The organism is Extensimonas soli (assembly GCF_029211265.1).
Taxonomy (GTDB): domain Bacteria; phylum Pseudomonadota; class Gammaproteobacteria; order Burkholderiales; family Burkholderiaceae_C; genus Extensimonas; species Extensimonas soli.
Genome location: NZ_JARGEL010000028.1, coordinates 102600 through 117398, shown reverse-complemented (window position 1 = coordinate 117398; position 14799 = coordinate 102600). Strand labels below are relative to the sequence as shown.

At 65.4% G+C, this 14799-nt stretch carries 15 protein-coding genes; 8 read left to right on the top strand and 7 right to left on the bottom strand.

The window, feature by feature from the left end:
• The first annotated feature begins 74 nt into the window (after positions 1 to 74).
• From rplU to proB, 4 genes are all read left to right on the top strand, one after another.
• The gene (gene rplU, locus PYV55_RS13385) at positions 75 to 386 is read left to right on the top strand and encodes a 50S ribosomal protein L21 (RefSeq protein WP_144728791.1); all 312 of its coding nucleotides are present in this window, start codon (positions 75 to 77) and stop codon (positions 384 to 386) included.
• A 12-nt stretch (positions 387 to 398) separates the two neighbouring features.
• A complete protein-coding gene (rpmA, locus tag PYV55_RS13380; RefSeq protein WP_275852070.1) occupies positions 399 to 668 on the top strand; it encodes a 50S ribosomal protein L27 in 270 nt (89 codons plus the stop codon).
• 187 nt (positions 669 to 855) lie between these two features.
• Positions 856 to 1941: an Obg family GTPase CgtA gene (cgtA, locus tag PYV55_RS13375; protein ID WP_275852068.1), complete on the top strand. Its 1086-nt coding sequence runs from the start codon at positions 856 to 858 to the stop codon at positions 1939 to 1941.
• Positions 1942 to 1995: 54 nt separating this feature from the next.
• Entirely contained in the window at positions 1996 to 3135 is a 1140-nt protein-coding gene (gene proB / locus PYV55_RS13370) for a glutamate 5-kinase (protein ID WP_275852066.1), read from the top strand.
• Between the two features lie 66 nt (positions 3136 to 3201).
• Here the strand turns inward: proB and PYV55_RS13365 are convergent, their stop codons facing one another.
• On the bottom strand, positions 3202 to 3918 hold the full coding sequence (locus tag PYV55_RS13365) for an RNA pyrophosphohydrolase (protein WP_275852064.1): 717 nt from the start codon (positions 3916 to 3918) through the stop codon (positions 3202 to 3204).
• 93 nt (positions 3919 to 4011) lie between these two features.
• Between PYV55_RS13365 and PYV55_RS13360 the strand changes: the two genes are divergently transcribed.
• Both PYV55_RS13360 and PYV55_RS13355 read left to right on the top strand, forming a co-directional pair.
• On the top strand, positions 4012 to 5757 hold the full coding sequence (locus tag PYV55_RS13360; protein WP_275852062.1) for a proline--tRNA ligase: 1746 nt from the start codon (positions 4012 to 4014) through the stop codon (positions 5755 to 5757).
• 4 nt (positions 5758 to 5761) lie between these two features.
• Positions 5762 to 6436: a lytic transglycosylase domain-containing protein gene (locus tag PYV55_RS13355; RefSeq protein ID WP_275852060.1), complete on the top strand. Its 675-nt coding sequence runs from the start codon at positions 5762 to 5764 to the stop codon at positions 6434 to 6436.
• A 72-nt stretch (positions 6437 to 6508) separates the two neighbouring features.
• Here PYV55_RS13355 and PYV55_RS13350 read toward each other — a convergent pair whose 3' ends face one another.
• Positions 6509 to 7516, bottom strand: a complete 1008-nt coding sequence (locus tag PYV55_RS13350) for an AAA family ATPase (protein ID WP_275852058.1) — start codon at positions 7514 to 7516, stop codon at positions 6509 to 6511.
• 166 nt (positions 7517 to 7682) lie between these two features.
• Positions 7683 to 8006, bottom strand: a complete 324-nt coding sequence (gene grxD, locus PYV55_RS13345; RefSeq protein WP_275852056.1) for a Grx4 family monothiol glutaredoxin — start codon at positions 8004 to 8006, stop codon at positions 7683 to 7685.
• A 138-nt stretch (positions 8007 to 8144) separates the two neighbouring features.
• On the opposite strand from grxD, the gene PYV55_RS13340 reads away from it, so the two are divergent.
• Complete coding sequence (locus PYV55_RS13340; protein ID WP_275852055.1) at positions 8145 to 10589, top strand: putative bifunctional diguanylate cyclase/phosphodiesterase; 2445 nt, start codon at positions 8145 to 8147, stop codon at positions 10587 to 10589.
• A gap of 22 nt (positions 10590 to 10611) precedes the next feature.
• Here the strand turns inward: PYV55_RS13340 and prmC are convergent, their stop codons facing one another.
• From prmC to hemA, 3 genes are all read right to left on the bottom strand, one after another.
• Entirely contained in the window at positions 10612 to 11514 is a 903-nt protein-coding gene (prmC, locus tag PYV55_RS13335; protein ID WP_407066809.1) for a peptide chain release factor N(5)-glutamine methyltransferase, read from the bottom strand.
• A 17-nt stretch (positions 11515 to 11531) separates the two neighbouring features.
• Complete coding sequence (prfA, locus tag PYV55_RS13330; protein WP_275852052.1) at positions 11532 to 12629, bottom strand: peptide chain release factor 1; 1098 nt, start codon at positions 12627 to 12629, stop codon at positions 11532 to 11534.
• Between the two features lie 130 nt (positions 12630 to 12759).
• Entirely contained in the window at positions 12760 to 14058 is a 1299-nt protein-coding gene (gene hemA / locus PYV55_RS13325; protein WP_275852049.1) for a glutamyl-tRNA reductase, read from the bottom strand.
• A gap of 107 nt (positions 14059 to 14165) precedes the next feature.
• Here hemA and PYV55_RS13320 point away from each other — a divergent pair, with 107 nt between their 5' ends.
• The gene (locus tag PYV55_RS13320) at positions 14166 to 14432 is read left to right on the top strand and encodes a hypothetical protein (protein WP_275852047.1); all 267 of its coding nucleotides are present in this window, start codon (positions 14166 to 14168) and stop codon (positions 14430 to 14432) included.
• A 91-nt stretch (positions 14433 to 14523) separates the two neighbouring features.
• Here PYV55_RS13320 and PYV55_RS13315 read toward each other — a convergent pair whose 3' ends face one another.
• Entirely contained in the window at positions 14524 to 14784 is a 261-nt protein-coding gene (locus tag PYV55_RS13315; protein ID WP_275852045.1) for an acyl carrier protein, read from the bottom strand.
• Positions 14785 to 14799: the final 15 nt, after the last annotated feature.

The window sequence follows — 14799 nt, the reverse complement described above, 5'->3', positions numbered from 1 at the left end:
AGGATCAGCGTGGTAGAATGCTCGGCTCTGCAAAAAAGATGCAGAGTTTTATCGAAAATTCAGAAGAGGTCCATATGTACGCGGTCATAAAAACCGGTGGCAAGCAGTATCGCGTTGCTTCCGGCGAGAAGATCAAAGTAGAACAGATTGCTGCGGACGTAGGCCAGGAAATTGTGATCGACCAGGTTTTGGCCGTCGGAAACGGCGCCGAGCTGAAGGTGGGCACACCCCTGGTGTCCGGTGCGACGGTTGTGGCCACGGTGGTGGCACATGGCAAGCACGACAAGGTGCGCATTTTCAAGATGCGTCGTCGCAAGCACTACCAAAAACGCCAAGGTCACCGCCAGCAGTTCACCGAACTGCAAATCGGTGCAATTTCCGTCTGAGGAGCGAATCTCATGGCACAGAAAAAAGGCGGCGGCTCTACGCGCAACGGGCGTGACTCCAAGCCCAAGATGCTGGGTGTGAAGGCCTTCGGTGGCCAGGCAATCAGCGCAGGCTCCATCATCGTGCGCCAGCGCGGCACGCGCTTCCATCCCGGCACGAACGTAGCTGTGGGGCGTGACCACACCTTGTATGCACTGGTCGATGGCCAGGTGTCGTTCGGCACCAAAGGCGCCATGTCCAAGCACACGGTCAGCGTGATCCCTGCAGCATCGGCAGCCTGAGCGCGGCTTTCCCCGCGCTGCAATCGGCAAAGCCCCGCCTGGTCGGGGCTTTCGCATTTTCGGCGCACCTCTTTGCTGCTTCGTGCGGCTTGCAATTTGCCGCTCGGGTGTCAGCTTGAGGGTTTCTGCCGTGGCGTGAAATCCCACCACGGCGTTTGTTTTTTGCACTTGCGTACACTGGATTCCCATGAAGTTCGTCGATGAAGCCTCTATTGACGTTGCCGCCGGCGACGGCGGTAACGGCTGCGTGTCGTTCCGGCACGAGAAATTCAAGGAGTTCGGGGGCCCGAACGGCGGCGATGGCGGGCGCGGCGGGCATGTCTATGCACTTGCCGACCCCAACTTGAATACCCTGGTCGATTTCCGCTATACGCGCCGCTTCGAAGCCAGGCGTGGCGAGCATGGCATGGGCTCGGACATGTTCGGCGCGGCCGGAGACGACATTACGCTGAAGATGCCCGTGGGCACCATCATCAGCGATGCCGAGACCGGCGAAGTGCTGCACGAGCTCCTCATGCCGGGCGAGAAGGTGTTGATCGCCAAGGGTGGTGATGGTGGCTTTGGCAACCTGCGCTTCAAAAGCGCCGTGAACCGCGCACCGCGACAGAAAACGCCGGGCTGGCCGGGCGAGAGGAAGAGCCTCCAGCTCGAACTCAAGGTGCTGGCCGATGTGGGGCTGCTCGGCATGCCCAACGCAGGCAAATCGACCCTGATCGCCGCCGTCTCGAACGCGCGTCCCAAGATCGCCGACTATCCGTTCACGACCCTGCACCCCAACCTGGGCGTGGTGCGCGTGGGGCCGGAGCAGAGCTTCGTGATCGCCGACATTCCGGGGCTGATCGAAGGCGCGTCCGAAGGCGCGGGGCTGGGGCACCAGTTTCTGCGCCATCTGCAGCGCACGCGCTTGCTGCTGCACATCGTCGATCTGGCGCCGTTCGACCCCGATGTCGATCCGGTGGCGCAGGCCAAGGCGATCGCGGCCGAGCTCAAAAAATACGACCCCAGGCTGTACGCCAAACCGCGCTGGCTGGTGCTCAACAAACTCGACATGGTGCCGGTCGAAGAACGCGCGGCGCGCGTCAAGGACTTCGTCAAGCGCTTGCGCTGGAAGGGGCCGGTGTTCGAGATTTCGGCGCTCACGCGCGAGGGCTGCGAGCCTTTGATGCAGGCCATCTACCAGCACGTGCAGGCCGAGCAAAAAGCCGAAAATGCGCAGCCAGAGCGTGATCCACGCTTCGAGGCGGATGCGGCAGCGCATTCCGATGAATCCTAAATTGATAGCTGCTAGCGCCCGTCTATAGGGCGCTGGAGCCCAAAAACATTAAAAATGGCTGCGAATGTATTGCGCGACGCCCGGCGCTGGGTGGTCAAGGTGGGCTCGAGCCTGGTCACCAACGAAGGCCGCGGTCTCGACGAGGCGGCGATGGGCGAATGGAGCCGCCAGCTCGCGGCGCTGGTGCGCGGCGCAGACGGCGAGCGCCGCGAGGTGGTGCTGGTGTCTAGCGGCGCCATAGCAGAAGGCATGAAGCGGCTGGGCTGGAGCACGCGCCCGAAACTGGTGCACGAGTTGCAGGCCGCGGCCGCCGTGGGCCAGATGGGCCTCGCGCAAATGTACGAAACCAAGCTGCGCGAGCAGGGCGTGGGCAGCGCCCAGGTCTTGCTCACGCACGCCGACCTGGCCGACCGCGAGCGCTACCTGAACGCGCGCTCGACCCTGCTGACGCTGCTGCGTCTGGGTGTGGTGCCGGTCATCAACGAAAACGACACCGTCGTCAACGACGAGATCAAGTTCGGCGACAACGACACCTTGGGCGCGCTCGTGGCGAACCTGATCGAAGCCGACGTGCTCGTGATCCTCACCGACCAGAAAGGGCTCTACACCGCCGACCCGCGCCGCGACCCTGCGGCGCAGTTCGTGCACGAGGCGCAGGCGGGCGACCCGGCGCTTGAGGCCATGGCCGGCGGCGCGGGCTCGAGCATAGGCAAGGGCGGCATGATCACGAAAATCCTCGCGGCCAAGCGCGCGGCAGGTTCGGGCGCTAGCACCGTGATCGCCTGGGGGCGCGAGCCCGACGTGCTCCTGCGCCTGGCGCAGGGCGAGTCCATAGGCACCTTGCTGTTGGCCCAGACGCCGAAACTGCAGGCGCGCAAGCAGTGGATGGCCGACCACCTGCAGCTGCGCGGCGCGGTGACCGTGGACGCGGGCGCCGCGGCCAAACTGCGCGCCGAGGGCAAGAGCCTGCTGCCGATCGGCATGACGGCAGTGGAGGGCGATTTTTCGCGTGGCGACGTGATCGCCGTGCGCGACCCCGAAGGGCGCGAAATCGCGCGCGGCCTCGCAAACTACGCGAGCGCCGAGGCGCGCTTGCTGTGCCGCAAGCCCTCATCGGAATTTGAAAAGCTGCTGGGCTACCAGGCCGAGCCCGAAATGGTGCACCGCGACAATCTGGTGCTGACGGCCGGTTGACCTTGGTGTGACGGCCCAGCGCCAGTCAACTGGGCGGGGCCCCAGGCTGGCGCGGGGCAGGGTTGGTTAGCCGGGAGTCTTGGCTACGTGCGGGCTGGCCGCTGCACGTGGTGTGGTGGGGGCTGCCACACTCTTTTGCGGATCAGGGTCGAAGCTCGCTCCCGGCGGCAGTTCCACGCCGGGCCCGACCAGCAAAGAGCCCATGCGTTGCAAGGCATCGGTGTGCGGTGCGTTGCCGCCTTCACGGTGCTCAATCACTTCGCGGGGGCCGCGCATGCTGCTGCGCAGATAGCGGTTGCGCGGCTGCTCGTTGCGCGGCAGGTAGCGCGCAAGCTCGGTCAGCGCCATTTCATAGACGCCGCGCTTGAACTCCACCACGACGTCCAGCGGCACCCAGTAGTCGTTCCAACGCCAGGCGTCGAACTCCGGGTGGTCGGTGGCACGCAGGTTCAAGTCCCAGTCGTAGCCCAGCAGTTGCAGTAAATACCAGATCTGTTTCTGGCCCCTGTAGTGTCCGCGCGATTCGCGGCGGATGTACCGGTCAGGCACCTCGTAGCGCAACCAGTCCCGCGTGCGGGCCACCAGGCGCACATGCTGGGGGTGCAGACCCACCTCTTCGTGCAATTCGCGGTACATGGCCTGCTCGGGGCTTTCGCCCCGGTCTATGCCGCCCTGCGGGAATTGCCAGCTGTGGGTGCGTATGCGTTTGCCCCAGAACACCTGGTTTTTCTGGTTGAGCAGGATGATGCCGACGTTCGGCCGAAAGCCGTCCCGGTCAAGCATAATCAAACCCCAAAATTTTTGAACTGTGTCCATTATGCACAGCGCCCCGCGCGCGGCAAGAGGACGGGTCTGAACAGACTGAAATCCCGCTCGATGAAAGCCTCCCAATTCTTTATTTCCACCCTCAAAGAAGCCCCGGCCGACGCCGAAGTGGTGAGCCACAAGCTCATGCTGCGCGCCGGCCTCATCAAAAAATTGAGCGCCGGCATCTACAACTACATGCCCCTTGGCCTGCGCGTGATCCGCAAGGTCGAGGCCATCGTGCGCGAAGAAATGAACCGTGCGGGCGCCGTGGAGCTGTGCATGCCCGTGGTGCAGCCCGCCGAGTTGTGGCAGGAGACGGGGCGCTTCGACGCCATGGGCCCCGAATTGCTGCGCATCAAGGATCGCCACGGGCGCGACTATGTCGTGCAGCCTACGAGCGAAGAGGTGGTGACCGACATCGCGCGCCAGGAACTGCACAGCTACAAGCAGCTGCCCAAGAATTTTTACCAGATCCAGACCAAGTTCCGCGACGAGCGCCGGCCGCGTTTCGGGCTCATGCGCGGGCGCGAGTTCGTCATGAAGGACGCCTATAGCTTCGACCGCGACCCGGCGGGTGCGCAGGCCAGCTACCAGGCCATGGCGCAGGCGTATCGGCGCATTTTTGACCGTTTCGGGCTGCGCTACCGCGCCGTGGCGGCCGATAGCGGCGCCATCGGCGGGGACTTGAGCGAGGAGTTCCAGGTGATTGCCGCGACGGGCGAGGACGCGATCGTCTATTGCCCGCAGAGCGACTACGCCGCCAACATGGAAAAGGCCGAGGCGCTCGCGCCGCAGGGCCCGCGCCCCGCGGCCACGCAGCCGCGGCAAAAAGTGCCCACGCCCGGCAAGAGCACCTGCGCCGAAGTGGCCGAACTGCTCGGCGTGCCGCTGGCGAACACGGTGAAGTCGCTGGTGCTGGCCACCGACCGCACGAACGAGGCGGGCGACATCGCCGGCACGCAGATCTGGCTGCTGCTGCTGCGCGGCGATCACGACATGAACGAGGTCAAGGTCGGCAAGGTGCCGGGGCTGGATCAGGGCTTTCGCTTCGCCACGCAGGCCGAGATCGAAGCGCACTTCGGCTGCAAGCCCGGCTACCTGGGCCCGATCGGCTTGCAAAAGCCGGTCAAAGTGGTGGCGGACCGTGAGGTGGCGCTGATGGCCGACTGGATCTGCGGCGCGAACGAAGAAGACCACCACCTGCGCGGCGTGAACTGGGCGCGCGACCTGCCCGAACCCGACGCCGTGGCCGATCTGCGCAACGTGGTTGCGGGCGACCGCTCGCCCGACGGCAAAGGCGAGCTCGCGATCGAGCGCGGCATCGAGGTTGGCCATGTGTTTTACCTCGGAACCAAATACAGCCGTGCGATGAATGCTACGTTTTTGGATGAAAACGGCAAGCCACGGCATTTCGAGATGGGCTGCTACGGCATAGGCATCACGCGCCTGCCGGCTGCGGCCATCGAGCAAAACCACGACGAGCGCGGCATCATCTGGCCTGACGCCATCGCACCGTTCACGGCCGTGATCTGCCCCATAGGCATGGAGCGCAGCGAGGCCGTGCGCGCCGCGGCAGAAAAGCTCTATGCCGATCTGTGCGCTGCGGGTATCGACGTGATCCTCGACGACCGCGGCGAGCGCCCGGGCGCGATGTTTGCCGACTGGGAGCTGATCGGCGTGCCGCACCGCATCGTGCTGTCCGAGCGCGGCTTGAAGGAGGCGCAGGTCGAATACCAGCACCGCTGCGACACGGCGGCTACCAAGGTGGCGCTTGCGGACATTCTGGCCCACCTGCAGGGCCGCATGGGGGCATGACAGTATGAGCACGGGGCGCAGCGCAAACGGGGCCTTGGCCACAGGCGTGTCGCGGCGTGCCTGCCTGGCGGCCCTGGGTGCGCCTGCGGTCTGGCTGGCCGCGCCGACGGCAGCGCATGCGGGCGGGCAGATCGAGGAACCGCTCGCGGACTCGGTGCGCACGGCGCTGCACCTGGCTGTGAGCAACTCGGCGCCGCCCGAACCCGAATTTGCGAGCACCGATGCGCGCATTCGCTACCTGCGCTGGCTGGGCACCATGAGCGACCGCCTGCGCAGCCGCAAGCCGCAATGGGAGCAGCGGCGCGACTTTCTGCAGACCGTGTGGTACGAGTCCCGGCGCGCGGGCCTGGACGTGTCGCTGGTTCTCGGTTTGATCCAGGTCGAAAGCGGCTTTCGCAAGTATGCCGTGTCCAGCGTGGGGGCGCGCGGCTACATGCAGGTCATGCCGTTCTGGGTGCGCCTGATCGGTGATGGCGACGCGGGCAAGCTGTTTCACATGCAGACCAATCTGCGCTTTGGCTGCGTGATCATGCGCCACTACCTCGAGCGCGAGCGCGGCGATCTCTTTTTAGCCCTGGGCCGCTACAACGGCAGCCGCGGCCAGGCGCCGTACCCGATGGCGGTGCTGGGCGCGCAGCGCAAATGGGTGTTCGAAGACCGCATGTACGCGGCGGCCTGACACCGCACACGGCCGTTTGCGAACCTCAGTGTCCCGTGCCTTTGCTGCCTGCAGCCCGCGGCGCAGCAGTTTTCACTGCACGAAGCCGATGCGGCTGCGGCCTGCGGCGGCCTTGGGCAGATCGGCGACCTGCATGCTCGCGCGCCGCTCCAGCCGCGCGTTGCCAAAGCCCGTCATGAGCGCACGGCGCATCTCGCGCGGCGGCATTTGTGCGAGCACGTCGAGCACGTCGTCTGGCGGCTCGGGGTCGAGCAGGCGGCCCCAGTCGTGCCCGGCGCGAATGCTCTGGTAGAGCTTGTGTGCGATCGTGCGGGCTTGGTCGAGCGTGGGCGCATCGACCTCGAACACGTTCATGCGGTTCAAGATGGGGTCGGGAATGTTGCGGCTGTCGTTGGCCGTGGTGATCCAGATGACCTGGCTCGCGTCTATGGCGACTTCGGCAAATTCGTCGGTGAAGCTCTGCGCCGTGTCGTGCTCGAGCAGGCTGTAGAGCGCACCCAGCGGGTCGTACTGCGCGTCGCCGCTCGCTTTGTCGATTTCATCGACGACGATCACGGGGTTCGCATATTCCCCCTCGACCAGCGCCTCGAACACCTTGCCCGGGCGCGCACCGCGCCACTGCGACGAGGCGCCCGAGAGCAGCCAGCCCGCCGTCATCGAGCTCATGGGCAGCAGGTTCATGCCCGTGCCAAGCAGCTCGGCCAACCGGCGCGCGAAATGGGTCTTGCCTATGCCGGGCGGGCCCAGTAGCAGCATGGGCGTGACTTCGAGGCCGTCGCTGCTGTCCTGCGCAAGCGCCACATGGCGCTTCACGTCGTCGAGCACGGCGCTGAAGTTGGGCAGCGCCTCGTACAGCCCGGCCATGTCGGGCACGCCCGCGGGCTTGACCTGGAAGCGCTCCGGGCCGCGCTCGAGCATGCGTTCATAGACGCTGCGCAGGTTGTCGTAGTCGCGCTGGTTGCCCGCTTCCTGCAGCCGCGCGAGCTTGCGTTCGACCTCGGCGGGAGAAAACACGTGGCGTATCTGCGCCACCGGCAGGCGCAAAACGGAGGGCTGGGGAACAAGGCTTTGTTCTTGCATCATCGGCTCCTCTGGCAAACGATGCAGTTATTCAAGCACAAAACATGCCCATTTTGCAGGCCAGGAAAACCCTGAAAGTGAACGGCGGCGCCAGGCGGATAACTGTGCCGAAACGCCTCCAATACAAAAGCCGCCTGCTGGCGGCTTTTGGGCAAGGGGCGGCTCTTCAGCGGACTTGTTCGATCAGGCGCTGCAACTCGCCCGACTCGTACATCTCCATCATGATGTCCGAGCCGCCGATGAACTCGCCCTTGACGTAGAGCTGCGGAATGGTGGGCCAGTGGCTGTATTCCTTGATGCCCTGGCGGATGGCTTCATCCTCGAGTACGTTCACGGTGGCCAGGTGCTGCGGATCGACGCCGCAGGCCTTGAGGACCTGGATCGCGCGGCCCGAAAAGCCGCACATGGGAAAGCTCGCCGTGCCCTTCATGAAAAGCACGATGTCTTTGGATTGGACGAGGTCGTTGATGCGTTGCTGGGTGTCGGTCATGGGATGGGTGTCCTTTAAAAATCGAGATGCATGATTATTTCATCGACGGCTTTGACATGCAGCCCAAGGGCATGAGAGGCGGCTACAAGGCCGAATGGCCCATGAAAAACAATATCTTTTTGCTACAAAATATTGACCATGCCCATTTTTCTCTCTGAAACCATCACACGCCTGCGCGAATCCTTGCGGGTGGTCTGGCCATTTTTGCTGCTGGCGCTGCTGCAGGCGGTGTTGGCCGGCGCCAGCATTTATGCCTTGTCAGCGGTGCGCGCCTTGACCGGCGGAGAGGTCCTGTGGGTGTTGGGGCAGAAGGACGCTTTGTATTACCTCGACCGTTTTGCCGAATACGGGCGCGAGGATGACTTTCGGGCGTACCAGAACAACCTGGCGATTCCTTTGGCGGAGCGTGATGCGCGGCTTTCTCTGGAGTCTCCTGTGCCCAGCTACGAAGTGATGCGCAGGGGTTTCATCGATGCGGGCAACCATCCCGACGATCTCGACAGCGTGATCTGGTTGCTGAGTACCTTCTGGAATTTCGAACTCGTGCGCGAGCCGGTCAGGCAATGGGCGATAGGCGAAAAGTACCTCGACCAGGTGCAGGCCTTGGCCAAGGAAGTCCGGGCGGCGCGCCAAGCCAATTCGCAGGTCGACACGGCGATGGTGCAGCAGTGGCGCGGTCGGATAGATACCTTGCACAGGCTCATGCTGCCAGGGATTCTGGCATTCAATCGGTCGCTGGGAGAAAGTGCGCGCAGGATCGTCGTGATCTTGCTGGTCTTCAACGGATTGACGGCGATGGCGGTCGTCGGCCTCGCATTGCTGCGGGTGGGCATTTTGCTGCAGCGCCAGCGCAAGATGGAAAACGATATGGCCATCGAAAGGCAAGGGGCACAACTGACCTTGGGCGCGATTGCTGACGGTGTGATTGCCTTGGATACACAAGGTCTTCCGCTCTACATGAACCCAGCTGCGAAGCGCATGCTCGGAATAAGGTTCCGCAAGGTGCATCAGCGGGGGCTTGCGGAGTGGTTGCGGTTTGACGCCAGCGTCCATCCTGCCGAGGAGGTGGCGCGTCTGCTCGATCATGTGCAACAAGGGGAGCTCGCGCCGGAGGACAAGCATTCCTGGCATTTATTGCGCTCCGACGCGAAGAAGCGGATCGTGCAGCTCACCGTGGCACGTTTGCAGATTCATGGCCGGCCTTCCGGGGTCGGACTGGTGCTGCGCGATGTCACGCGGGAGAACGACTACCTGGATCAAATAACATGGCAGGCCAGCCATGACGATCTGACGGGGTTGGCCAACCGCCGCGAGTTCGAGCGGCGTCTGGAAGCCCTGCTGATCTCATCGGGTCAGGCGCAGCCCGCAGGGGCGGTGCTGTATGTCGATCTCGACCAATTCAAGGTGATCAATGACACCTGCGGGCACCAGGCGGGCGATGCCATGCTGCGCAAGATCAGCGGCGAGCTTCAGGCAAACCTGCGCGCCGACGACGTTCTGGCGCGGCTCGGAGGGGACGAATTCGGCATCTTGCTGCCAGGCTGCCCACCCCTGGTGGCGCTGCGCTTGGCCGAGCAAATGCGGCTGGCGGTTCAGGCGTGCAAACTGCAATGGGATGTGCAGGAATTAGCGACCACCCTGAGCGTAGGCCTGGTCGAGCTCACGCCCGAGCTCGATAGCATGCAGGAGGTGCTGCGCGTGGCGGACGTGGCCTGCTACCGCGCCAAGGAGCGTGGGCGCAACATGGTGTATTTGTACCAACCCGACGACGCAGAAGTGCTGCAGCGCGTGGGCCACATGCATTGGGTGCAGCGACTGCGCAAGGCGTTGGAGCAAGACCGATTCAGCCTTTATGCACAGACGATTGCACCCTTGCATTCCGAGCCGCCGGGCTTGCACTTCGAGGTGCTGCTGCGCCTGCACGACGAAGATGGCAAGCTGGTGCCGCCGGGGAGTTTCATCCCTGCGGCAGAAACCTACGGCCTGATGCCGGAGATCGACCGCTGGGTGGTGCAGCATGTGTTTGCGCGCCTGGCGCAGCAGGCAAGGCAGGCGAAGATGCTGCCGGTACACACTTGTTCGATCAATCTTTCAGGTGCCAGCCTCGGGGGTGAGGACTTGCTGGATTTTCTGCTCGATCAATTCAGCCATTTTGGCGTGGACCCGCGCCAGGTGTGTTTCGAGATCACCGAAACCAGCGCCATCGCCCACTTGCCCACGGCCGTGCGCCTCATCAAGCGGCTGCGGCAGCTCGGCTGCCGTTTTTCGCTCGACGATTTTGGCTCGGGCATGTCCTCGTTCGGCTACCTCAAACAGCTGGAGGTGGACTTTCTCAAGATCGATGGCAGCTTCGTTCGTGACATGGTCAAAGACCGCGCGAGCGCCGCCATGGTCGATTCGATCAACCGCATAGGCCATGTGCTGGGCCAGCGCACCATCGCCGAATTCGTCGTGACGCCCGCGCATGTGCAGGCGCTGCGGGCACTGGGTGTGGACTACGCGCAAGGCTACGCGGTGGCCAAGCCGCGCCCGATCGAGGAAGTGCTTGCAGGGGAAAAGGCCGCTGCGCTTACCGGCGCGTAAGGATTCATCGCACGCGCGCTGCTCAAGCCGGCTGTTGCGCGCCGCTGCAGCGTTCATGCCCGCCGAGGTCGCGGCGCGATTGCACCTGTGCCAAGCCCTGCGCGTGCAGCAACTGGCGCACGGCGGCGGCCTGGTTCCAGCCGTGTTCGAGCAGCAGCCAGCCGCTGGGCGCCAAGTGGCGCGGCGCGTCGGCGACGATGCGGCGCAGGTCGTCCAGCCCCTGCGCGCCGCTGACCAGTGCGCCCAAGGGTTCGTGGCGCAGCGCGGGCAGGTGCGGGTCGTCTGCGGCGATGTAGGGCGGGTTGGCGACGATGAGGTCGAAGCTGCCGCGCACGCCTTCGAGCCAATGGCTTTGCATGAACTGCACGGGCAGTGCGAGGCGCCGCGCGTTGGCCTGGGCCACGGCGAGCGCGTCGGCGCTGGCATCGACGGCGAGCACCTGGGCGTCGGGGCGCTGGTGCTGCAGCGCGAGCGCGATCGCGCCGCTGCCCGTGCCAAGGTCGAGCACGCGCGGCGCAGCGCGGCCCGCGAGCACTTCGAGCGCCCAATCGACGAGCACCTCGGTGTCGGGGCGCGGGTCGAGCACGCGCGCGTCTATGGCGAGCGGCAGGCCGTAAAACTCCTTCACGCCGGTAAGGTAGGCCACGGGCTCGCCCGCGGCGCGGCGCCGGCACAGCGCGGCAAAGTGCGCGAGGCAGGCGGCGGGCAGCGGGTCGCGGTCGTGCGCGAGCAGCCAGGCGCGGTCGGAAGGAGAACGGCCCAGCGCGTGCAGCAGCAGCACCTGCGCGTCCAGCCGCGCGAGCCCGAGCGCCTGTGCCCAGGCGAGCGCGGCGGCGGGCGTGGGCGGCGTGATTGCTTCTGAATCAATAGCTGCCTGCGCTTGATGCGCCTTGTCTTGCGGCCAATTTTGCTTGAAATCCTGCATGGCAGCACCGCGCCCAGTCAGGCCGCGCCCACGGCTTCGAGTTCGGCCAGTTGCTCGGCCTCGCGCGCGTGCGCGAGCGCTTGCAGCACCTCGTCGAGGTCGCCTTCGATGACCATAGGCAGCTTGTAGAGCGTGAGGTTGATGCGGTGGTCGGTCAGGCGCCCCTGCGGGAAGTTGTAGGTGCGGATGCGGTCGCTGCGGTCGCCGCTGCCGATCAGGCCCTTGCGCGTGGCGGCGTCCCTGGCGGCGCGCTCGCTGCGTTCCTTTTCCTGGATGCGCGCCTGCAGCACCTGCAGGGCCTTGGCCTTGTTGCGGTGCTGGCTGCGGTCGTCCTGGCATTCGGCGACGATGCCCGTGGGCAGGTGCGTGATGCGCACCGCGGAATCGGTCTTGTTGATGTGCTGGCCGCCGGCGCCGCTCGCGCGGAAAGTGTCTATGCGCAAGTCGGCGGGGTTGATGTGCACGGCCTGCGCTTCGTCGGGCTCGGGCAGCACGGCGACGGTGCAGGCGCTGGTGTGGATGCGCCCTTGCGTCTCGGTCACGGGCACGCGCTGCACGCGGTGGCCGCCCGACTCGAAGCGCAGCGCGCCATAGGCATGATCGCCTTCGATGCGCAGCACGATTTCCTTGTAGCCGCCGAGCTCGCTTTCGTGGGCGCTCATGACCTCGACCCTCCAGCCTTTGGAGGTGGCGTAGCGCGTGTACATGCGCGCGAGGTCGGCCGCGAACAGCGCCGACTCGTCGCCGCCGGTGCCCGCGCGGATTTCGAGGTAGGCATTGCGCGCGTCGTCGGGGTCTTTGGGCAGCAGCAGGCGCTGCAGCTCGGCCTCGAGTTGCGCCACATCGGCCTCGGCGGCGGTGATTTCTTCTTGCGCCATCTCGGCGAGCTCGGCCTGCGCGGGGTCGGCAAGCAGCGCGCGCGCCTCGGCCAGGTCGGCCTCACGCTGGCGCAGGCGCGCGTAGCGGCCCGCGATCTGCGTGACTTCGGCATGCTCGCGCGAGAGCAGGCGGTATTGCGCCATGTCGGCCATGATGTCTTGGCGCGAGAGCAGAAAGTCGAGCTCGGCCAGGCGCTGGGCGTAGCGCTCGAGCTGGTGGCGGAGAAAGGGTTTCATGCAGGGAACATTCTTTTGCTATTGAAGTGATAGCTGCTTGCGCTTGCTGCACAAGCGTTGGAGGCCATTTTGGCTTGAAAAAAGGGGGGAGAAAGAGACGGGCGCGGGGGCGCAGCAGCAGGCAGGGCCGCTACAGGCTGCTCTTGCTTTGCGAGCGCAGGAACAGGCGCGCCACGGTCTGCGCCGTCTGCGTGCGCGTGGCGGCGTCGCCCGCGTGCAGCTCGGCCAGCGCGCCGTGCAGCATTTTTTGCGTGAGGCCGCGCGCCAGGCCCTCGAGCACGGCGTCCAGGTCTTCGCCCTTGGCCAGACGCTTTTTGGCGCGCGCGAGTTCGACGGCGCGCCACGCGTCGGCCTGGGTGTTGAGCTGCTGGATCAGCGGCACCACACCGCCCGTGGGGTTGCGCTGCTCGAGCCAGCGCTGGAAGCTCTGCACGCCCGCGTCGATGATGGCCTCGGCCTGCGCGACGGCGGCCTGGCGCTGCGCCTGGCCGGTCTGCACCACGCTTGCAAGGTCATCGACGGTGTAGAGATAGACGTCGCCAAGCTGCTTGACCTCGGGCTCGATGTCGCGCGGCACGGCCAGATCGACCATGAACATGGGGCGGTGGCGGCGTTTTTTGAGCGCGCGCTCGACCGCGCCCAGGCCGATGATGGGCAGGCTGCTCGCGGTGCAGCTCACGATGGCGTCGAATTCGTGCAGGCGCTCGGGCAGGTCGGCCAGGCGCAGCGCCTCGCCGCCAAAGCGCGTGGCAAGCTGCTCGCCGCGCTCGAGCGTGCGGTTGGCGATGGCGATGGTGCGCGGGTTTTTCGCGGCAAAGTGCGTCGCCGCAAGCGTGATCATCTCGCCCGCGCCGACGAACAGCACGCGAATTTTTGCCAGGTCTTCGAACAGCTGCCCCGCCAGGCGCACCGCCGCCGCGGCCATGCTGATGCTGTGCGCGCCGATTTCGGTGGAGCTGCGCACTTCCTTGGCGACGGCAAAGCTGCGCTGAAAGAGTTGGTTCAGCGTGCTGCCCAGCGCGCCCGCAGACTCGGCGGCGCGCACGGCGTCTTTCATCTGGCCGAGGATCTGCGCCTCGCCCAGCACCATGGAGTCGAGCCCGCTCGCGACGCGAAAGGCGTGGCGCGCGGCCAACACGTTCTCGAAGGCGTAGATGTGCGCGCGCAGCAGTTCGGGGCGCACGCCGCCGCTGTGTGCGAGCCAGTCCAGCGTGTGTTCGAGCGCGGGCCGCTCGGCGGCGCAGTAAATCTCGGTGCGGTTGCAGGTGGAGAGCAGCGCAGTTTCGATCTGCGGATGGTGGCCTGCGCCCGCGAGCGTCTGGCGCAGGCTTTGCAGCGTGGGCGCGATCTGGTCGAGCGCAAAGGCAAAGCGGCCGCGCAGATCGAGCGGCGCAGTGGTGTGGTTGATGCCCAGGGCCCAGACTGCCATGGAGGCGGATTATAAAATTTGCGCCCCCCCGGTGCATCCAGCGATGTCCTGCCGACGCCCCCGCCGTGCCTCGTATGTGCAAAAGGCTTGATGCCGATCAATTTTTCATGTCTCTGCTCGCCGCCCTCGACCATTTGCTGAACTTCCTTGCGCCCGCCGCGGGCGTGGCGCTGCTGCTCGTCGCGGGGACGCAGGTTTTCATGCGGAAAAGGCCTTCAAAGCTCTCCTGGGGGGTACAAGCAGCTATTCTTTTCATAGTTGGCGCGGCCGTGCTCGTGGCCGGGATCGTGCTGCTCGGGCGCGACGGCAAGATGCTCACCTACGGTGCGCTGGTGCTGGCCTGCGCGAGCAGCCAGTGGCTGCTGCTGCGCTGAGAGGAGGCGGAGCGTATTTGGTTCGCGCCTGGCCTGCGCGCCCAGATGCTTTCGGTCTTTGCGTGGGGATGGACGGCGGTGCAGTTTCCCGTCAGCCGCCGCTTTTTGGCTCCAGCCGCGCGCGCAGGTAGGTCAGTACGTCGGTTAGCGTGACCAGCCGACCGTAATCGGCCTCGGGGATGTCCACCTGCAAGTCTTCGTGCAGCCCGGTCAGGAAGTGGAGCCAGTCCATCGAATCGAGGTCCACCTGCTGGCGCAGGGGAATTTCGTCGCGCAGCTCGGCGGGCTCGATTTCGGGGGCGATCGATTGCAGCGTGGCAAGCACGCGGCTGCGCAGTTCGGCGGGGGTCATGCGTTGGTGCTCCGG